Consider the following 19563-nt stretch of genomic DNA (forward strand, 5'->3'; position numbering starts at 1 on the left):
AGCTTTTCTGAAACTATTTTAATTTTTCCCAATGAGATAAACAACGAATCATAAAATCCTCCTCAGCCTGAGCTGAATCGAAAACTTTACATGAACTCGCTAACCACCCCAAGGTATTTTTACCTGCTAATTTATCTTTTACGGTATTAAAGTAGTGTGTTTTGCCTTGAGCCACATCTCTTTTTAGCATTAGACGAGATAACAAATTAGTAACATTCGGGTTTAAAGTTTCATCGAAAAAATCTTGTGCTATTTTAATCGCTTCTTGCGTTCGATCTGTTTTATCTAAAAACTCACAATAAGGAATAATACACGCTAATTGTTTGTTACCTTGTTGATAGCCTAATTCAAACTGATTTTCAGCTTCATTATCTCTATTTAATGACAATAATAATTTAGCGTAATTAGTATAAAAAATAGGGTTATTAGAATTAGCAACAATGGCTTTTTTAAGGCGTTGTTGATCAAATCAGTTTCTGAGAGCGATCTAACATGATACTCAGAATCGACTTTCCATTGAGCTAGGTTGTTAGCTTTCAACGCCGATACCACATCGTTTCTCGGATGACCACCTTCAATATCCTGCATTTTCCCTCGGGGGATAAGAGGAGTTATCCCTTTGCGCTGTAAGACCTTATGACATTCTTTGGTATCATAAGCACTATCAGCAGATATTTCTCGAATCTTTCGGCGTAGTGGATTGAGTAACGTAGGAAGCACTTCATTGTCACCAACATTCACTAAGCTAACTTCTGCACCTATGATTTCATACGTATCAACATCAACGGCCAGGTGAAGCTTTCGCCAAGTTCTCACCGCAAACGCATGAACGTTTTTTAACCAAAAATTAGCTTTTCTCTGTACTCATCATTCATTAATGATTTCATTTGAGCTAAATTCACGCTGTCTTTACCTTTATTTTTCTTCAGTAAATTAAGCGCTATATGTCGAAAACGTGCAAAATTTTGACCGCCATTTCCAAGTAATATTTGGCATTCATCTTCTCGCATACTGACATCTAAAGACCAGTGCATCGATTCTATACCCCAATGACCACGAGCAGAATGAGCAAAGCTCTCTGCATCTAATTCAGCAGAGCTGATATAGTAACGAATACTTACTTCACCTGCTTTATCGTCACCTTCCATTCGATGTGAAACAGCAATACTAAGTGTTTTTAACTCTGGCCATTTCATTGCTAAATCAACAAGTTCATCGAAAGGTTAACAAGTAAACTACATTCTTTTCTCTGTTCTACCGTGTGCTTTTTTTTCTGTAGAATAGCTTGGGCTATCATACTTACTTAAAGTAACAACATTGAAATGTTGATTAAACGCTTCGTTTAATCTGCCTTGATTTCCCTTAACCGCAAGAAGATAATCTCCTTTTTGATCAACAATTTGCTGTGCTATTTTAACTTGGCAACCCATCGCATCAAGCGTTATAATGGTATTCTCAATATCAAGCATACTGAGAGGTTCAGGTATCGCCGTTATTTCATTACTCTTGTCATCAACCGCAACTTGTCTTAAGACAAGTTGATGCTCGCAGCTCCATGCACTCACAACATGTAATGCATTTTTTCGCTCTCTCGTTGAAAATGACCGCCTTGCTGTTTTGCCATCCATAGCAATAACGTTGCAACCAGTATTAATAACTAATAATGAAATCCATGATTGGAAAGCAGATTCAATTTCGTCAGATTTGAGTCGGCAAATAACTCTAGCAATCGTGTCTTGGTATGCCTGACTTAAAAGGTCGATACTGGCGTAACCAGTCTAGCTTTAAATGACCAAAATCTTCGATATCTTCCCATCCTTCAGCACCAGATATAACCGCACAGATGGCCAATAAAAGGATATCAAGTAGGTCATGTTTTTTGCAACGTTCTATGCGAGAGTCAGATACTAGTTTGAAATGCGTTAAAAAAGAATCATTCATAATAGATCACCAAGATTTACTTTAAGGTTGTCGTGATCTGATCGTAAGTTTATCAATTAGTTCAATTTATAATGATCTTGCCGTGGGGTCAACACCATGATTAGTAATGTAAAAAACTCAATGCATGGGACTTACCATGCAATAAACAAGAAACATCTACCTCGTTACTTGGGAGAGTTTTGTTTTAAGTTCAATAGGCGCTTCAATCTTGAAAAGATGCTTGAACAGCTTATTTATTCAAGTATTCAAACTGCACCGATGCCAGAGCGGTTGCTTAAGCTGGCTGAGGTTCGATAGTAATCAGGAATACTTAATAAACCCTATTTTTGTATTCACTTTTTAACCACCCCTATAATCTCATTAGAGTCCTTAACTAAAAGAAAATTAACATTATTACGTTCCATCATTTCAAATGCTTGAGACATATTTGCATTAATATCAATATTTATCGGATTTTTATTAACAAGATCTTTTGCTTTATATAAGAATGATTTTTCTTTTTTACTTTCAATAAATCTACGTAAGTCTCCATCGGTTATTATACCGTAGCTATTATTAACAAGAACAAGAACAACACCACATTCACCAATTGTAATTGCAGTAACAATATCAATAAACGATGTATTTTGTTCAATAATTGGAAGTTTTTCTGAAAACATAATATCTTTAACTTTAGATAAAAGCTTACGTCCCAGAGCTCCTCCTGGATGAAAACGCGCAAAAGTTTCAGGTTGGAAATTTCTTTCTTCCATTAAAGCAACAGTCAATGCATCCCCCATCACAAGAGTTGCGGTTGTCGATGAGGTTGGCGCAAGTTGTAATGGGCAAGCCTCTTTAGGGACATAAACATCAAGATGACAATGAGAATTAGTGGCTAATGTTGATTCTTTTTTTCCCGTAATAGAAATAACAAAATTACCATTATCACGTAAGAAAGGAAGCAACTTAAGAACTTCATCCGTTTCGCCTGAATTAGAAATTGCGATAAACACATCTTCAGGCTTAACCATTCCTAGATCTCCATGAAAGGCTTCACCCGGATGCATGAAAAAACTAGGCGTTCCTGTACTAGCAAAAGAGGCCGCTATTTTTTTGCCAATAATTCCAGACTTACCCATACCACAAATAATAGTACGACCTTTCGTGCTAATAATGGCTTTAATCGCTTCATCAAATTCATGGCTTAAATTTTTAGCCATATGATCTAAGCCTTCAATTTCAATTTTAATTACTTCTTTCGCTATACGAATAGAATCTGACATACTATTACTTTTTCTCCATTAAATTTTTAATATCTTCATAGTCCTTTAAAGTGTCTACTCCATGCGGAACTTTACCTTGATAGATAATTGATCCAATTGACATTCCATAACTAAGGGCTCTTAATTGTTCCAATTTCTCATAATTTTCTAATTCATCATTACCTAATGCACAAAACTCATTTAATGCAGAAACTCGATAACTATAAATACCAATATGTCTTTTAGCTAATGACAAGTCAGCAGGGTTATCACGATTAAGGGGTGCAGAAGATCGAGTAAAATATAATGCTCTCCCATTACTTCCCAAAATAGCTTTAACTACGTTTGGATTATTAAAATCATCCATAGAATTAATAGGAACAACCGCTGTAGTTATATCAAAATCAGGATTATTAAGAGCAAACTGACCAACCGATTTAATTAACTTAGCAGGTATCATAGGCTCATCGCCTTGAACATTTACCACGATATCATCATCAAGCCATTTATATTTCACTGCAACTTCATGAATTCTGTCTGTACCTGAATTATGGTTAATCGATGTCATGACCACTTGAACATTTTCACTATTTAATTCAGAAGCTATTTTAATATCATCCGTTGCAACAAAAATATTTTCAGCCAAAATACCCGCTTCAAGACACCTTTCAACAACATGCAAAACCATTGGCCGCCCTAAAATAGGAAGTAATGGCTTACCTTGAAGACGAGAAGAACCAAACCGGGCAGGAATTACAACTTTAATATTCACTTTCTATTGCTCCAAAAATAAGACGTCATCATTTTTTATTTTATCAAGCATCGGCTTATAAATTTCCATCAAGGTTAAACCTAACTTATTAATTAATAATTCATCTGTAAATTCCCGAACCATGCCTTCCCCACCTCTGGATGTTGTTATCCAATCGGCATGCTCTAAAGCCAAATTATGAGCGTCGGAAGGAGCAACTGAAATACCTATTTCATCAAAAATAGGTATATCCAAAACATCATCACCAAGAAATGCGACATTATCAAACTGAAGTGAATACTTACTACAAATACTCAACAGTGCAGGTAATTTATTCTTACAACCAGTAACGATCTCATCAAAGCCTAGCTGTTCACAACGCTTAGTTAAGGCTAAACTCGATTTACCAGAAATTACCCCGGTTATAATATTATGACTTCGTAATAACTCAATGGCTAAACCATCTTTCACATTAAATGATTTAAAAAACTCACCGCTTTCGTTTATATAAATAGATCCATCAGTCATAACGCCATCCACGTCAAATAATACAATTTGAATATTTTTACATTTATCTGGTAAGGACATTTGATTATCTTAATTTAGTCTCAATTGAAGGACGACGATGAACAATCTCATCTATTTCTAATAATGTTTCTAGTAATTCTTCCATATGCTTTAAAGGAAGCATATTAGGCCCATCACAAAGGGCATTATCTGGGTCTGGATGCGTCTCCATAAATAAACCATCAATACCAACAGCCACGGCAGCTCGAGCTATTGCAGGGACATGATAGCGGTTTCCACCCGTTGAACCATTTAATGTTCCTGGCATTTGAACACTATGAGTTGCATCCATAACTACTTTGCAACCCGTTTCCTTCATTATGGTCAAACCAGGCATGTAATTAACTAATTGACCAAAGCCAAAACTAGTACCTCGATCACACAACCAAATGTCTTTATTTCCTACAGCGTGACATTTTTCAACGACAGGAGCCATATCTGCCGGATGCATCCATTGCCCTTTCTTAATATTTACAGGCTTCCCCATCGATGCAACACGTTGAATAAAACCAGTTTGACGAACCAAGAATGCTGGTGTTTGTAGAACATCAACCACTGATGCTACTTCATCTAATGGAGTGTCATCATGTACATCAGTGATAATTTTAACCCCTAGTTGATCTTTGGCTTTTTGAAGAATTTTTAAACCTTCATCAATCCCGAGTCCAGTAAAAGCCGAAGCTGACGAGCGATTCGCTTTAGTAAAAGAGGATTTGGCAATATATTCGATACCAAATTTATTTGTTATTTCTTGTAACTGTGCAAAAGTATCTAAAACTAAAGATTCAGATTCAATGACACAAGGTCCTGCGATTAAAAACATCTTAATTACTCCTAAATAGTAATGAATGAAATCAAATAACCTAAAAAAAGAAGAGGTTATTTATCCCTTGGAAAAGCATAAATTAAATGTCACATACTATATATTAAAAATATAAGCACCAGCTTATTACGACTAATTTAGTATTTTAATTTATCTACTTTAATTAATTTAACATCATTAAATTTAAGTATTAAACTGTTAATCTCAAATATATCCTCAACCACTTCAAAATAAAACCCATGAGACTTATCAAGTATACCTCGAGAAATATATGTATCAAATAAATTTGAGCTGGCATCTAAAAGTTTTTTGTTCATTTTATCCATAGCATGCTCACCATAAACAACAAAACAACTTCCTGGTTTTTTTTCATAATCACTAATAGATATATCTAATGAACAAACATTAGATAATGTATTCTTTAGAGCAGGCCATGCAAAAGCATAAGACTCATTTAAATTAACCTGAGGATTATTAACTATAGCATTACAACCAATCATTCTAGAAAATAATAATGCCGCATAACCTGACATAGATGTTCCAAATAGACTTACATTGATAGGATCATAATCTTTAATTAAATACTCAAAAAAAGAAAAATATCCTTTACCATCATCCGAATCTAAATAATATGAATTTTTTGGGTCGGTAACAAATATTACATCTGAAGATCTTTCCGTGCACTCTGAAATTTTATTAAATAAAAAATATCTATCCTTTTGGTTATGAGTACTCATTATTATTATTAGTGATTTACTTTCTTCAACACATTTATTAGAAGGAAGGGAGTAATATTTTTTACCTAAATAACTCAATTCTTTTTCCATTAATCAATACCCTAATTTTTTATAATCATCTTTATAGTAACATTTAACAATTCTCAACATCTCATTATTATAGTCTGATTTATTATCAATATAAGAAATTAACTTCGTATCATTTACATGTTCAAGAGGCTTATATTTAACCCCTAAAATATTAGATAATTCCTTCCATGAATTATTTAAATCCTCAAACCTACCAATAAAAGAAATCTTATTATTTTCTGTATGAGTCCACAATGTTTGAGGGTAAAAATGAGCTATCTTAAATTTTTTAAAACCACTATCTAATATAAACTTTTTAAAGTCACTTCCGTATTTTTCTTTTAATGAAATAATTTCACTTTCAAAGTTTGTTGGGTTATTTTTATCAATTAAGTCATAAAACTCAATTAAATGAAAAAATGCACTTTTTAAACGTTCAGCAGGATTACGAACAAAGCAAAAAGTAAATATTTCAAGGTCTGAAAATAAAACGTCTATATTTTTATTTGAATGTCCTAAATCTGTAAAATCAACTTGATGTTTATTTAATGCTAATCTTACAGATTTCCCTGCCGTTTTAGGAATATGGATAAATACATTATTCATGATTATATAAACTTTAATACGATATAATCGTCGCATACATTAAACCAACCTAGATGGTCACACAACAAGTCCAATGTAAAACTCTTACCAATTAAATACTTTCCACAATTTAAATTAATTTTTATTCTATTGGCACCAATAACTATTTCTTGCTCCAATCTAAATCTAAGTACCTCACACTCTTCACCATCAATATTCTCTTTAATAGCTATAAACATGTTACTATTTGTTACTAATTCTTCAGATAGAAAACGTTCGTCATTAATCAACATTACATTTAAACAAATTGATTGTTCTTTTTTTATTATCTTTGGAAAGATAAAATCCAACTTAATATTATTTAATGGCTGTATTAATTTTTTAGTCTCATAATTAACATCCATATTATTAAAATCCAATAGAGTGTTATCGTATGCATTTATATGCTTTTCAAACACTTGCTCCCATGTTAATAATGATTCTGTTGACTCCCAATTTTTTAAAATATTTTCTGTAATCTCATTATTATCATAAATACGTTTAATTAATAATGCATCCTCTTTAGATTTACCAGAAAGAATAAATCCATTTTTTCCATCAATAACAAGATCTGAAACTAAACCAATATCGAAAGATAATACAGGTGTTTTACTTCCTAATGCTTCTGGAATATTAGCAGGACCACCTTCTGAGTCACTGCACATAAGTAAATAATCTATTTTAGAATATAGCGATAATAATGTTACATATGGTAAATATTCATAGCACTCAACCTCAAATCCTAAAGAGCGTGCTAAAATAGTTTCCTCTCTTCTTCCCGCTCCAACAAAAATAAATTTAACTTTCTGTGGACTTAACTGATTAAGTATTTCTTCAAGATACACTTCACCTTTAACTCTTCTACCATATCTTTTCGATATAAATCCAATCGTTAATTTAGAATCCTTATTATATGAAGAATCTATTAATGAAAGTTTATTATCATATCCATGAGGGATAACCATTACATTAGGTATATCATAATTCTTAAGATAATTTTCTTGATTTGTATTTAGACAAATAGTTAAGTTAGCTTTCTCATATTCCTGAATAAATATTTTTTCATCTAATGATAAATCTGTATCATTTAAGTCATGATGAATAGTTACAACTGAAGGGTGATGCGTTATACCTTTAAATTGAGGTCTATGGTAATGATATAAATCAGCATTATCTATTGGTTGCTCCGTAACCGTTAAGTAATATTTATCTGGACATTTTATTGATAAATAATTAGAAAATCGAGTAAATATATCATAAAATATCTTACTCTTATTATCTTTTCCTACAACATAGTTAATAATTTTCATTATGTACCTTTAATTATAAAATGGACTAATTGATGTTTCATTAATAGCTCTATGATACTCAGCAAGCTTTGCTGGTGACGAAAGCAGCATATTTAATTTATTACTTGATTGGCGTTCATTAAAAATGCACATATAATCATAAGCAACAAAAAAATCTAAAAAATCACTGAACTCATCTATATTCAAATCACCACTACCTTCTAAAAGATCTGGAATATCTGAAATATCACTATAACTTTTAGTAAACCCACATTTAGCATAAGAACACTCATCATTAACGATTACTTTCTTCCCATATAATGCAGCTTCAATACCGGATTGAGAGCAATATGTTAATATGTGATCAATATTAGAAAATAAATGATATATATTAACGTCATCATTTATATATATTCTTCCCTTATAACAATCATCTAATCCTAAAATGAATTCATCAATTTTATTTAATGTCATAGAATTATATAAGTGGATTTTTTTTCTTTCCCAAGGATGCGTTTTAATAACCATATTATAGTCTGTATTATGTAATACCTCTAATATAATACTCTTATAGTGCTCTATAGAATTAACTACTTTTTCACTTTCTAATATTGAAAAATCATTAACTACTTGGCAAACTAATAAAACACTCTTCTTAGTTATATCATTAAATCTAGGAATACTGTCAGGCCTTGGTTGATTTACATTTTTATTGTTCATAGCCATGAACTTATTTAATGATCTACTTCTAAGGTAATCAAGTTTATCATTTTCATCTTTAATTAAAATTGTTGATCCAGCCTCTGCTATCGCTTTATTTCTTCTATTTTCATATTGATGAAGGTAATTATTCGATAAATGTTCGTACTGCTCATCGCAATAGAAACTAATACCCATAAATGTAGACTCTATAACATATGCTCTAACTGGGCTTTTTTTAAGCATAGTAAGCAATACTTTTGTGTATATATAGCTTCCAGAAAAAACAAAAGCAGCTTTACACTTCCAAATATCACTTTCCTTTGATTTAAAAACATCAATCCAATAACAAGCGACGCTATAAGCGAGTATTAAATCATCTACATAATGTTTATAGTGAAAGTCAAATAAACCATCACTATTATATGGGTAAGTAACATCATTATTATATGATTCGGATATAGTAAAAGCAGATAGTTCAGACTTAACTAATGGCCATAATTCTATGCTTTTATATTTAAAACTATATAGCTCATCCCTATTTTTATTATCAATAGCTTGCTCTATAATAGAAACATAATTACTCATTCTAATATCTTTAGCACAAGATCTATAGTTTCCAACACGACCACAAATAGGATTTGATTTCCATTCATCTGCAAATGTAAAACTATTAATTTTTTTCTCATCAAAATAATCAAATAGTGCTTTAAAATTTCTTTCATTTATATGAAAGTCATCAGATATAATTATCATTATTTATAACCTTATTGATTTAAGTAAATTTAAAGAGGGGCCTAAAATTAAGAATGTCGTATTATCTAAATTTTTTGGGTGATAGTTGAATTTCAAATCATTTACTATAGCTCCAGATACTATAACTCCACAATTCACTTCAAATATAAAAAAAGGTTTATTACATACATCATAATAAGTTTCTACAACAAGAATATCATCTAACATATAGGAATTTATTTCATTATTGGAGTATTTAATATCTTCACAAAATTTAAAATCATTTATTTTTTTATTCATATACGATGATAAATTACCATGTCCACCTTCACTTGATTTAAATTCATTTTTTAGACCCCATTTATCTAACATATTTTTTAAAAAAGTTTCAATTTCATTATTTTTAAAGAAGTAAAAATCCGAAAAAGATAGAACCCTCTCTTTTTGAACAATCTCATTAATCTCATTAATCTCATTAATCTCATTAATCTCATTAATCTCATTAATCTCATTAATCTCATTAATCTCATTAATCTCATTAATCTCATTAATCTCATAACTTATGATAGATTTCTTATAACAAGAATCACCTAATATAAACACTTTCTTATTTATTACAGCAGCTTCAAAGCCAACAGAACTATTAACCGTAACGACTGAATCAAAATAGTTAAGATATTCACTATCTTTTTCATTATATAAAATAAAACCTTTTGATATTGCGTAAGAAATGGCTTCGTCTTGCTTCTCTACATTTATATTTCTATATTTAGCACCGGGATGTCTTTTGATATATTTTTCATACAAACAAGAGTCAAACTTATCTTCAACATAATCAATAACTTCAAACAAATCATTAAATGGTGAAAAAATTTTAGAGTTTAAATCATCATATAACTGTAAGGGCAGTAATAATTTATCTTTATCTTTATCTTTATCTTTATCTTTAACAATGGATTTATTTCTTATATTTTTTTCATTTATAAATATTGATTCACAGTCACCATTAACGCCACTATCACTAATAAACAAACCTTCAAAATAAGGTTTTCTTGTTGGTGTTAGTTCTACGTAAACAACCTTGATGCCAAGATTTTGTGCTAATTTTCTAATCGTATTGTTTTTACCCCAGATAACTATAACATCATAGTTAAAAACTGTATTTTTCACCTCATAGAGATAATTTAATAATATTTTATTTGACTCACTACTGACATAGTTAACCCAACGATTTATATCACTCTCATCCCATTTAGAATCAAAGGCATTAATCCATGAATTAATTTCATTTGTTAAAGGTATTCTTTGTGAATACTTAATAACATTATTTCTATATAACTTACTATAAATAAGATCATTGCAAATAATTCTAGAATCAAATTCTTTAATATTAGAACAAAATGTTTTTGCCACATTAAGATATTCTAAGTTATTATTTCTAATTGGATATAATTCACAATAATATAAGATTTTCACTACTACCTACCTTAATATCAACCACCAATCTTCATTACCTAAATACCATTCAACGGTTTTCTTGATGCCCGTTTCAAATGATTCTACTGGTTTATAACCTAGTTCATTATTAGTTTTAGTGGCATCAATCGCATAACGGCGGTCGTGACCTGCACGGTCGGTAACGTAGGTGATCAGCGATTCACTCTTACCCTCAGCGGCAGCAACTGCCAATGGGAACTTCTCTTTTAGTTCTGAGGAAGACAGGTTAAAGGTTAAAGGTAAAAGAGAAGAGCTAGAGCCGGTAAAGTACTCGTTCATTAGCTTGCATACCACGTTTACGATATCGATGTTTGCCCACTCGTTGTGCCCACCAATATTGTAGTTTTCACCAATACGACCTTTATTTAGTACTAATTCAATACCGCGCGCATGGTCAGTTACGTATAACCAATCACGAATTTGTTGACCGTCACCATAAATTGGTAAGGCTTTATCAAATAAGATATTTGTAATAATTAATGGGATTAGCTTCTCAGGGAAGTGGTATGGGCCATAGTTGTTTGAACAGTTAGAGGTGGTTACTTCTAAACCGTAAGTATGGTGATAAGCACGAACTAGGTGATCAGATGCCGCTTTAGAAGCTGAATACGGTGAGTTAGGTGCGTAGGCAGTCTCTTCAGTAAAAGCAGGATCAGTCGCTGATAAGGTTCCGTACACTTCATCGGTAGATACATGATGGAAACGATGTTCTAAAGGCGCTTTACCTTCTGCTTTTGGTTCATCAATCCATACTTTCTTAGACGCTTTTAGTAAGCTATATGTACCTAAGATATTGGTTTCAATAAAAGCGTCAGGGCCTGTGATTGAACGGTCAACGTGAGATTCAGCAGCAAAATGAACAATGGTATCTAACTTATGTTCTTTTAGCAGTTTCTCGATTAATGCGGTATCACAAATATCGCCATGCACGAAAGTAAAGTTAGGGTTCTGAGCCACAGAGTCTAAGTTTGCTTTGTTGCCTGCGTAGGTTAATGCGTCTAGCACTACTACGTTATCTTGTGGATTTGCTTCTAGCCAATAAAGTACGTAGTTTGCACCGATGAAGCCTGCGCCTCCGGTTACTAGGATGTTACGTTGAGTCATGTAATTGCCTTAAATATTAGTTTTTAATTTGGGGTTCAAGGTTCAAGATAAAAGATAAAAGATAAAAGATAAAAAGTGAAAGCTAGGAGCTAAAGCTTTTTCTTGCTGTCATTAAGCCTGAGATCATCTTTGAAATATGTTCGGCTTCAATAATCCAAAGCATACCTTTTTCTTTATCAATGTAGTCAATTTCAATACCAATATAGATTTGAGTTCTTAACTCACCGCAAGAACCTTTTGCGTAAGAAAGAAAGTTAATAAATTCTTTATTACTCTTTCGTTCAAAGCCCTCTGCTATATTTGAAGGGACAGATAAAGATGAACGAGTTATTTGATCTTTAAAACCAAAATCTTTAGACAATTTGAAATATTTATACACCTCTGCAGATAATCTAGCTGACCGCTTCCAAACTTCTAAATCTTCAAATCTCATATAGTATATCCTTTACTCATTCAAATTTTATCTTATCCCTGCTTTAACCTTTGCTCTTAAACCTGCTCTTATCTTTTACCTTTTACCTTTTACCTTTTACCTTTAGCCTTTTACCTTAAACCTACTCTTATCTTTAGCCTTTCAGCTCGTCTAGCATGTTTGATAGTTGTTTACGCCAATGCGTTGTCTCAACACCGCTTGCTTGCTCTGCTGTGGTTTTGTCTATTACGCTGAAGCTTGGGCGTGCTGCTGGTGTTGGGTAAGCGCTTGCAGGAATTGGACGTACAGGAATGGCTTTGTCTAGCATGCCTTTTTCTACTGCTAATTCTTGAATGGCTACAGCAAAATCATACCAAGAGGCTACGCCTGCGTCTGTCCAGTGTAGTAGCTTAGCTGAAGAAGAGCTTAGATTCCGGATATCTCGTTCCTCGATTCCGGAATGACGGTAAGTGACCTCACCTAAAGTAGCAAGTTCATCGTCACTTTTAACTTTTAACTTTTCTCTTTCTACTAAGCTCCATATCATTTCTGCTAGGCCTTTTGCCCATGTAGGGGTGCCTACTTGATCGTACACTATGCCAAGTTGTTCTTTCTCTGCCATTAGGCGTAGCATGGTTTTTACGAAGTTATTTCCGTTAGCAGAATAGACCCAAGCGGTACGAATGATGGTTGCTTGGTTACCTAAAATGTCGCTTACTTTGATATCACCTTGTAGCTTTGAGTCACCGTATACATTAATTGGGTTTGGTGTATCGTCAGTTTGGTATGGTGTTGTTTTGGTGCCATCGAAAACGAAATCGGTTGATACGTGAATTAACTTAGCATTAATTTCTTTGCAGATTAATGCTAAATACTCACTGCCTTTTTCATTGACGGCATAGGCGGTTTCTTTGTCTGTTTCTGCTTTGTCGACTGCAGTGTAAGCGGCGGCGTTAATGATGATGTCTGGTGAATGGCTAATAACGACTTCATTTACTTGCGCTTGATTGGTAATGTCTAGATCATTGGCACTTAAGCTAATTATTTCATAGCTAGTAGGAACGGTTTGCTCTAGTTCCCAGGCCAATTGGCCGCCTTTGCCTGTTACTAATATTTTCATGGTTTTCTCTTTTAATTTATTAGATTCAAATGACAAGAAGAGGCTTCTTTATCTTTAACCTTTTAACTTTAACCCTTTATCTTTCTTTTTCTTCATAAGCAACAAGCTCAACACTAGGGCTATTTTCCCTGCACGATTACTTCGAGTTATTAGCCCTTGCTTGTATGCAATAAGGCGCTCTAGGCGAGTCATTGTTGGTAAATTCGATAGAGCAGATATAGTGTCGTTTGACATTAACCTATGCTGTTTTTCAAATTGTTGAAAAGCTTGGGCTTGCATAATAACTTGGTTAAGTGAGCGTTGAAATGCTTTCAGTTGAGACGGAAATTGAAGTACTAGATCCATCTTGCTTCTTTGTTTAGCCCCAATGGTATTGTTTTGATGTTGGCGATATTGAATAAGTGGTTTATCTATCAAGCTAATCACACCACAACGAGAGGCGATTAGTGCTAACCACCAATCATGCATATAAGCATTGCTTGGTATTGGCATTGCTCGTTCAAGTAGGGCGCGGTTAAACAGCATGGTGCAACCCGATGCGACATTTTGCTGAATAAGCTGTTCAAAGCGCTTATGCCACTGTTTGCTTATCTGTTTCAGTACAAAATAGCTGTCACAAATCAGGTTAAGTTGCTCATCGACAATCTGTTTATCACTAAACACTAAAATCGGTATCGTTGTATTACTGTGCTTTTCTGCCTGTTTTGCTTTATGTAATGAGCTTTCTAATTTTTCTGGCAACCAAACATCATCTTGATCGCATAACATTATATAGGGAGCTGAAGTAAGAGTTAATCCAAACTGAAAGTTCTGACTCGCCCCTTTATTTACAACTACATTGGGATCTAAGCTTGGAGCATGTAATTCTATTTTCGAATCTTGTTCTGCTAGGTGCTGTAGGATTGCTATTGTGTTATCTGTTGAACCATCATCAACAACAATAATCTTTCGTACCAGTGTTTGATAACCAGAACACGCTTGAATCGATTCAATTTGTTCAATAATGAACTTATCACCATTATAGCTAGCTAAAACAATATCAATGTCGTTCACATCCACCACCTAAGTTATACTTTCGCTCTTATCTTTAGCTCTTACCTTTAACCTTTTATCTTTAACCCTTATCTTCAACCTTCAAGCATGACTTCATTTTTCGCCAACCTTTGGCTGATAAAATATAAAGAAACACACTCTGTACATGCCAGAAAAAGTACTTAGTTAAAAAGCGCTTGCTGTCTCGACGGCGGAAATGAACGGCTTTTAGGTTAGGTAGATATTGAGGTAACACACCTACTTTTGCTGCTCTATAACAAAAATCAATATCTTCACAATACATATGGTAGCGCTCATCAAAACCATTGAGCTCTTGATATAGGCTACTTTTAATGCATAAAAAAGATCCACTCCCCCAATATTCCGCTTTCTCTGGCAATGCTTGATTACGTTTAATAACAGTAGAGCGGTCATTAAATAAGTAGTTCTTAAAGAAATTACTTAATTTAGGGTAGTAGCGTAGATTATCGTCTTGTGCTATTTCTTGTCGGTCTAAAAATAAATTAGCAACACACAGTTCCGCACTGCAATTGAACACTTCGTGCATAAATGTAGGTATATTGTGTTGAGTGATTAAGATGTCTGGATTCATTAAAATAAAATAATCCGTTGGTTTCATGCCTAACTCTTCAACACAATATAGGTAGTTAAGATTATTATTTTCTGAAAAACCTCTCTCTTGTTCATTAGGTAGATAATGGATCTTATGCTCTAAACAAAAAGTATTTAGCTTAGATACCGGTAAGTTATCTCGAACAACGACTTCAATCTGACCAATCTTAGCAATACGATTTAACGAATTAAGATTAATAATGACATCATGATGATGGTGAGAAATTACAGAAATAAAAATCTTCAAAAAATACTACTTAAATTTTACTGCGTCTTTAAAACAAATACCGGCTTCATCTTTTTCTGAAAGTAAAGGCGCAGCACCATTAACTAAAGGCCACTCAACATTAACGCTAGGGTCATTCCATTTTAGTGATGCTTCTGCAGCAGGGTTGTAGTAATCAGTACACTTATATACGAACTCTGCTTCTTCTGACATAACATAAAAACCGTGAGCAAAACCTTCTGGCACCCAAAGTTGACGTTTGTTGTCTTCAGATAAAACGACACCAACCCATTGACCAAAAGTCTCAGAGCTTTCTCGCATATCAACAGCAACGTCAAACACCTCCCCCTTGGTCACTCTTACTAATTTGCCTTGTGTATTTTCAGTTTGGTAATGCAAACCTCGTAAAATACCATGACCTGATTTACTGTGGTTTTCTTGAACAAACTCACGCTCACCACAATGTTCGTTAAATAAAGTAGTTCGAAAGGTTTCCATAAAGAAGCCACGTTCGTCGCCAAATACTTGTGGTTCGATAATTTTTACATCTGGGATGTTGGTTTCAATAAATTTCATACAATGCTCGAAGGAGAAGAGAAAGGTTAAAGGTTAAAGGTTAAAGGTTAAAGGTTAAAGGCTAAAGGCTAAAGGCTAAAGGCTAAAGGCTAAAGGCTAAAGGCTAAAGGCTAAAGGCTAAAGGCTAAAGGCTAAAGGCTAAAGGCTAAAGGCTAAAGGCTAAAGGCTAAAGGCTAAAGGCTAAAGGCTAAAGGCTAAAGGCTAAAGGCTAAAGGCTAAAGGCTAAAGGCTAAAGGCTAAAGGCTAAAGGCTAAAGGCTAAAGGCTAAAGGCTAAAAGTAAGAACAGAAGTAAGAGCAAAGTCAAGAGGAGCTTCTGCTTTAGCCTTTACTCTGCTACTTTTTACTTTTTACTTTTTACTTTTAGACTATTTGTTCAAAATACTTTGTTATTTAATAAACCTAATAAATATTTACCATAGCCAGATTTAACCAATGGTTCTGCTAGTGTTTTTAGTTGCTCGGCATCAATGTAACCCATGCGATAAGCGATCTCTTCTGGGCAACTGATCTTTAAGGCTTGACGCTTTTCTATTGCACGAATAAAGATAGCTGCATCTAATAAATCATCTAATGTGCCAGTGTCTAACCATGCTGTACCGCGACCCATGATCTCTACTTTAAGCGTTTGAGTTGCTAAGTACTGCTCAATTACATCGGTAATTTCTAACTCACCACGAGGCGAAGGTTGCACGTTTTTAGCAAATTCAACCACTTTATTATCAAAGAAGTACAAACCCGGTACCGCATAATTTGATTTTGGTTGCTCTGGTTTCTCTTCAATAGAGATAGCAGTGCCACTCTCATCAAACTCTACTACGCCATAAGATTGTGGGTTTGATACATGGTAACCAAATACCGTGGCGCCAGTTTCTTGTCGGTTAGCATTTTTTAGTGATGCTGCAAAATCATGACCGTAGAATAAATTATCACCCAAAACTAATGCTGCAGGTGAGCCTGCTAAAAACTCTTCAGCTAAAATAAAGGCTTGTGCTAGACCATCTGGTGAAGGCTGAACTACGTATTCAAAGTTTACACCCCATGATGAACCATCACCTAAAAGGCGCTCAAAACGGTGGATCTCTTCAGGGGTAGAAATGATCAGAATCTCCGTGATTCCTGCCATCATTAAGTTAGATATAGGATAAAAGATCATTGGTTTATCATAAACGGGCATTAGTTGTTTGCTCACCACTTTAGTTAGCGGGTGTAAACGAGAGCCTGTACCACCAGCCAAGATGATCCCTTTTCTATTTAATGGGTTACTATTCATAACTTAAATCCTGATTTATTTTAATTCTTTAATAGTCACAACAATGATCTTGCCTATGCCATAAGTGATGCAAAGTAATAGCAAGAACAAACTAATATTATAAAATGCTGTTGGGTATTTGTTATCTTCAGGCAAGGTTGCCGACTCAACCACAATCAAGTATTTGATTTGGCGATAGGCTTCTATCCGTGATTTCTCTAGTGAGACTTGTGAAGAGGTATATGATTTTAGTGCCAATTCCATTCTAATTTGGTAATCAGTAAATCGAGATAAGAGCTCACTAACAGGAAGCTCTTCATCACTGTTCTGTGCTAGTTTATTTCGCTCTGTTTTTAACTGAGATATCAGCGCAGTTAATTCATGTTCTAATTGTTTTACTTGAGGGGCTTTATTGCTCATTACGGACTTTAATATTTTGAATTCCGTTTGCTTTGCTGCTATTTGCCCTTCTAATGAGTAAGCAATTTGCTGCATCGCTAAACCTTCAGCTTGAGGATCAAGTAAGTTATATTTCTGCTGAAACCTAAGCAACTTAGTTTGTGCGTCTTGTAGCTTATCTTCAACGAGTTGGTGTTCGCCTTTGATAAAGGTTAACTGCGCTTCTGCAAGTTGATGTCCTATCGAGTTAATGTACCACTCTGCTCGATTAACAATATTTTTAGTCAGTAAATGTGCAAAGTCTGCATCAAACGCTTGGCTAAATACCGTTATAACGCCAGATTTTTCATTAATATTAACTTTAATATGCTTCTTATAAAACTCAAGATAGCTTTCTTTACTGTCATCAGAATGAACTCGGCTAAAATAGTCAATATCATCACTGCCATAATGAGCTCGTAGATCTAGCTCTTCATTTAGGTACATCAGCATATCGTTAGAATATATGTACGCTTTTACTAACTCAGTATCCGAACTCCCAGTCGATACGCCCATTCCCGAAAGTAGAGCCATACTTGGATCCATAGTAGACAAACTATCAGGTTGCTGAATAATAATTTGAGCTTGGCTCTCATATCGTTCACTCGCCCATAAGCATTGATAAAAGGCAAACAACAACGTTGGTATTAATACGCAAAATACAAACGGTGATTTTACAAACCATGCTTTCGCGTTATTTAAGATTGAGCTCGGTGTTTTATCGCTTTCTTTTAAAGGGGTTTTAATTTCATTCTTTTCAACCGATGTATTTAAGGCTTGTTCTTTAGCTACTTTAGATTGATTCTCAAGTTGATTTACTCGCACAAGAATACGATTTGATAATCCCTTTTCTTTCTTCTCTAGCTCTTTAGCCTTTGCCTTAAGAAATCGAACATCACTAAATTGCTGCGGTGTGATGGACTCTTTAAACTTCTGAAATTTTTTTTCGATCATGTGAATAAGCTACTTAATGTTATAAAAAGAGGAGGTCTATCGGCTAATAGCTTGTTTCCAGCTGATGTGATAGCAAGCCAGTGAAAAAAATACACACCCTAATGTCACCATATCTAAAAAGAAATAGCTCACCCCTGCGTCACCATAAGTTGGGTAGGCGGCAAAGCGAGTTAGCTCGACAGCATGAAGCAGTGGGTTCCACGTAAGATATCGCCAATACTCTTGAGGGATATCTTGTAAACTAAAGAAAATCCCCGAAATAAAGAATATTGGACGCATAATTAAGCTCTCTATTTTTTTTATTTCAGGTACATAACAGGTTGCTAATCCAAACATAAGCCCTACGCTGCTAGCGATTAGCCATACTCGTCCAAAATTAAAAATAACTTCTATTGGATCATCTATTTCAATGTCCATTCTTAAAAAAAGACAAATAATAGCCAATGAAAGTACGATGCCAATTTTAACCAGTAACTCAAAACCTGTAACGGCAATCACAGAGCTGATAGGTTGTACCTGACGGAATGCGTATAAGGGTTTGTTTTTCCTTATTGCTCCACTTGCCGCACTTAATGTCCCCATGAAGAACTGAACTAATAAAATGCCATATACCATAAAGAAAAAAGTAGGCATACCATGAGTTTCCCCTCCATCGAAACGCCCTCTCATTAATGACATCATCATAATGAAGCTAAGAGGAGAAATTACCGACCAAGCGATACCAAATTTATCATCAAATTTACTTTTTATTTCACGCAAAAAGATCGCGAAGATAACATCTCCCCATATCTTAAGTGTTGAGCGTTGTTTTACTACAGCCATAGCACGCCCCCTACTTTAAAATT

The 19563-nt window shown here is 34.0% G+C and carries 20 protein-coding genes and 3 pseudogenes; 1 reads left to right on the top strand and 22 read right to left on the bottom strand.

Annotated elements, in window-relative coordinates; all coding sequences use genetic code 11:
* Positions 1–13: 13 nt before the first annotated feature.
* The 4 genes and pseudogenes from ACU5DF_RS17720 to ACU5DF_RS17735 all read right to left on the bottom strand — a co-directional run bounded on the left by ACU5DF_RS17720 (position 14) and on the right by ACU5DF_RS17735 (position 1941).
* Complete coding sequence (locus ACU5DF_RS17720) at positions 14–388, bottom strand: hypothetical protein (RefSeq protein WP_446713707.1); 375 nt, start codon at positions 386–388, stop codon at positions 14–16.
* Positions 389–471: 83 nt separating this feature from the next.
* Positions 472–813 (bottom strand): annotated as a pseudogene (locus ACU5DF_RS17725) (transposase); the annotation flags it as partial.
* A 23-nt stretch (positions 814–836) separates the two neighbouring features.
* Positions 837–1763: pseudogene (locus tag ACU5DF_RS17730) on the bottom strand (ISAs1 family transposase).
* Positions 1723–1941, bottom strand: a complete 219-nt coding sequence (locus tag ACU5DF_RS17735; RefSeq protein WP_446713708.1) for a transposase family protein — start codon at positions 1939–1941, stop codon at positions 1723–1725. The pseudogene ACU5DF_RS17730 and the gene ACU5DF_RS17735 overlap by 41 nt, the downstream one beginning before the upstream one ends.
* 87 nt (positions 1942–2028) lie before the next feature.
* On the opposite strand from ACU5DF_RS17735, the pseudogene ACU5DF_RS17740 reads away from it, so the two are divergent.
* Positions 2029–2238 (top strand): annotated as a pseudogene (locus ACU5DF_RS17740) (transposase); the annotation flags it as partial.
* A 35-nt stretch (positions 2239–2273) separates the two neighbouring features.
* On the opposite strand, the gene ACU5DF_RS17745 reads toward ACU5DF_RS17740, so the two are convergent.
* The 18 genes from ACU5DF_RS17745 to ACU5DF_RS17830 form a co-directional block, all read right to left on the bottom strand.
* A complete protein-coding gene (locus ACU5DF_RS17745; RefSeq protein WP_446713709.1) occupies positions 2274–3203 on the bottom strand; it encodes a KpsF/GutQ family sugar-phosphate isomerase in 930 nt (309 codons plus the stop codon).
* A gap of 4 nt (positions 3204–3207) precedes the next feature.
* Positions 3208–3954, bottom strand: coding sequence for a 3-deoxy-manno-octulosonate cytidylyltransferase (gene kdsB, locus ACU5DF_RS17750; RefSeq protein ID WP_446713710.1), 747 nt, complete (start codon positions 3952–3954; stop codon positions 3208–3210).
* A gap of 3 nt (positions 3955–3957) precedes the next feature.
* Positions 3958–4521: a KdsC family phosphatase gene (locus ACU5DF_RS17755; protein ID WP_446713711.1), complete on the bottom strand. Its 564-nt coding sequence runs from the start codon at positions 4519–4521 to the stop codon at positions 3958–3960.
* Positions 4522–4525: 4 nt separating this feature from the next.
* A complete protein-coding gene (gene kdsA / locus ACU5DF_RS17760; RefSeq protein WP_446713712.1) occupies positions 4526–5323 on the bottom strand; it encodes a 3-deoxy-8-phosphooctulonate synthase in 798 nt (265 codons plus the stop codon).
* 137 nt (positions 5324–5460) lie between these two features.
* The gene (locus ACU5DF_RS17765; RefSeq protein WP_446713713.1) at positions 5461–6150 is read right to left on the bottom strand and encodes a hypothetical protein; all 690 of its coding nucleotides are present in this window, start codon (positions 6148–6150) and stop codon (positions 5461–5463) included.
* Positions 6151–6153: 3 nt separating this feature from the next.
* The gene (locus ACU5DF_RS17770; protein WP_446713714.1) at positions 6154–6735 is read right to left on the bottom strand and encodes a sulfotransferase family 2 domain-containing protein; all 582 of its coding nucleotides are present in this window, start codon (positions 6733–6735) and stop codon (positions 6154–6156) included.
* A 2-nt stretch (positions 6736–6737) separates the two neighbouring features.
* Positions 6738–8063, bottom strand: coding sequence for a glycosyltransferase family 4 protein (locus tag ACU5DF_RS17775; protein WP_446713715.1), 1326 nt, complete (start codon positions 8061–8063; stop codon positions 6738–6740).
* A 9-nt stretch (positions 8064–8072) separates the two neighbouring features.
* Complete coding sequence (locus tag ACU5DF_RS17780) at positions 8073–9497, bottom strand: capsular polysaccharide export protein, LipB/KpsS family (RefSeq protein ID WP_446713716.1); 1425 nt, start codon at positions 9495–9497, stop codon at positions 8073–8075.
* Between the two features lie 3 nt (positions 9498–9500).
* Complete coding sequence (locus ACU5DF_RS17785) at positions 9501–10952, bottom strand: capsular polysaccharide export protein, LipB/KpsS family (protein WP_446713717.1); 1452 nt, start codon at positions 10950–10952, stop codon at positions 9501–9503.
* Between the two features lie 6 nt (positions 10953–10958).
* Positions 10959–12077, bottom strand: coding sequence for a dTDP-glucose 4,6-dehydratase (rfbB, locus tag ACU5DF_RS17790; RefSeq protein ID WP_446713718.1), 1119 nt, complete (start codon positions 12075–12077; stop codon positions 10959–10961).
* Positions 12078–12159: 82 nt separating this feature from the next.
* A complete protein-coding gene (locus tag ACU5DF_RS17795) occupies positions 12160–12510 on the bottom strand; it encodes a four helix bundle protein (protein WP_446713719.1) in 351 nt (116 codons plus the stop codon).
* Between the two features lie 133 nt (positions 12511–12643).
* Positions 12644–13609 (bottom strand): dTDP-4-dehydrorhamnose reductase, encoded by a 966-nt coding sequence (gene rfbD, locus ACU5DF_RS17800; RefSeq protein WP_446713720.1) that lies wholly within the window; start codon positions 13607–13609, stop codon positions 12644–12646.
* 54 nt (positions 13610–13663) lie between these two features.
* Positions 13664–14662: a glycosyltransferase family 2 protein gene (locus ACU5DF_RS17805; RefSeq protein ID WP_446713721.1), complete on the bottom strand. Its 999-nt coding sequence runs from the start codon at positions 14660–14662 to the stop codon at positions 13664–13666.
* Between the two features lie 61 nt (positions 14663–14723).
* Positions 14724–15521 (bottom strand): glycosyltransferase family 2 protein, encoded by a 798-nt coding sequence (locus ACU5DF_RS17810; RefSeq protein ID WP_446713722.1) that lies wholly within the window; start codon positions 15519–15521, stop codon positions 14724–14726.
* 6 nt (positions 15522–15527) lie between these two features.
* On the bottom strand, positions 15528–16076 hold the full coding sequence (gene rfbC, locus ACU5DF_RS17815) for a dTDP-4-dehydrorhamnose 3,5-epimerase (protein WP_446713723.1): 549 nt from the start codon (positions 16074–16076) through the stop codon (positions 15528–15530).
* A 374-nt stretch (positions 16077–16450) separates the two neighbouring features.
* A complete protein-coding gene (gene rfbA / locus ACU5DF_RS17820; RefSeq protein WP_446713724.1) occupies positions 16451–17347 on the bottom strand; it encodes a glucose-1-phosphate thymidylyltransferase RfbA in 897 nt (298 codons plus the stop codon).
* Between the two features lie 15 nt (positions 17348–17362).
* Positions 17363–18718 (bottom strand): KpsE/RkpR family capsule polysaccharide export protein, encoded by a 1356-nt coding sequence (locus tag ACU5DF_RS17825; RefSeq protein WP_446713725.1) that lies wholly within the window; start codon positions 18716–18718, stop codon positions 17363–17365.
* A 36-nt stretch (positions 18719–18754) separates the two neighbouring features.
* On the bottom strand, positions 18755–19540 hold the full coding sequence (locus tag ACU5DF_RS17830; RefSeq protein ID WP_446713726.1) for an ABC transporter permease: 786 nt from the start codon (positions 19538–19540) through the stop codon (positions 18755–18757).
* Positions 19541–19563 lie beyond the last annotated feature (23 nt).

Source organism: Aliivibrio wodanis (assembly GCF_052920805.1).

Bases quoted from the DNA above. Each gene is read 5' to 3' on its own strand.
- ACU5DF_RS17830 (WP_446713726.1), bottom strand. From the start codon at position 19,540: ATGGCTGTAGTAAAACAACGCTCAACACTTAAGATATGGGGAGATGTT.
- ACU5DF_RS17795 (WP_446713719.1), bottom strand. From the start codon at position 12,510: ATGAGATTTGAAGATTTAGAAGTTTGGAAGCGGTCAGCTAGATTATCT.
- rfbA (WP_446713724.1), bottom strand. From the start codon at position 17,347: ATGAATAGTAACCCATTAAATAGAAAAGGGATCATCTTGGCTGGTGGT.
- ACU5DF_RS17775 (WP_446713715.1), bottom strand. From the start codon at position 8,063: ATGAAAATTATTAACTATGTTGTAGGAAAAGATAATAAGAGTAAGATA.
- rfbD (WP_446713720.1), bottom strand. From the start codon at position 13,609: ATGAAAATATTAGTAACAGGCAAAGGCGGCCAATTGGCCTGGGAACTA.
- ACU5DF_RS17735 (WP_446713708.1), bottom strand. From the start codon at position 1,941: ATGAATGATTCTTTTTTAACGCATTTCAAACTAGTATCTGACTCTCGC.
- rfbB (WP_446713718.1), bottom strand. From the start codon at position 12,077: ATGACTCAACGTAACATCCTAGTAACCGGAGGCGCAGGCTTCATCGGT.
- ACU5DF_RS17755 (WP_446713711.1), bottom strand. From the start codon at position 4,521: ATGTCCTTACCAGATAAATGTAAAAATATTCAAATTGTATTATTTGAC.
- ACU5DF_RS17770 (WP_446713714.1), bottom strand. From the start codon at position 6,735: ATGAATAATGTATTTATCCATATTCCTAAAACGGCAGGGAAATCTGTA.
- kdsA (WP_446713712.1), bottom strand. From the start codon at position 5,323: ATGTTTTTAATCGCAGGACCTTGTGTCATTGAATCTGAATCTTTAGTT.
- ACU5DF_RS17825 (WP_446713725.1), bottom strand. From the start codon at position 18,718: ATGATCGAAAAAAAATTTCAGAAGTTTAAAGAGTCCATCACACCGCAG.
- ACU5DF_RS17765 (WP_446713713.1), bottom strand. From the start codon at position 6,150: ATGGAAAAAGAATTGAGTTATTTAGGTAAAAAATATTACTCCCTTCCT.
- ACU5DF_RS17745 (WP_446713709.1), bottom strand. From the start codon at position 3,203: ATGTCAGATTCTATTCGTATAGCGAAAGAAGTAATTAAAATTGAAATT.
- rfbC (WP_446713723.1), bottom strand. From the start codon at position 16,076: ATGAAATTTATTGAAACCAACATCCCAGATGTAAAAATTATCGAACCA.
- ACU5DF_RS17780 (WP_446713716.1), bottom strand. From the start codon at position 9,497: ATGATAATTATATCTGATGACTTTCATATAAATGAAAGAAATTTTAAA.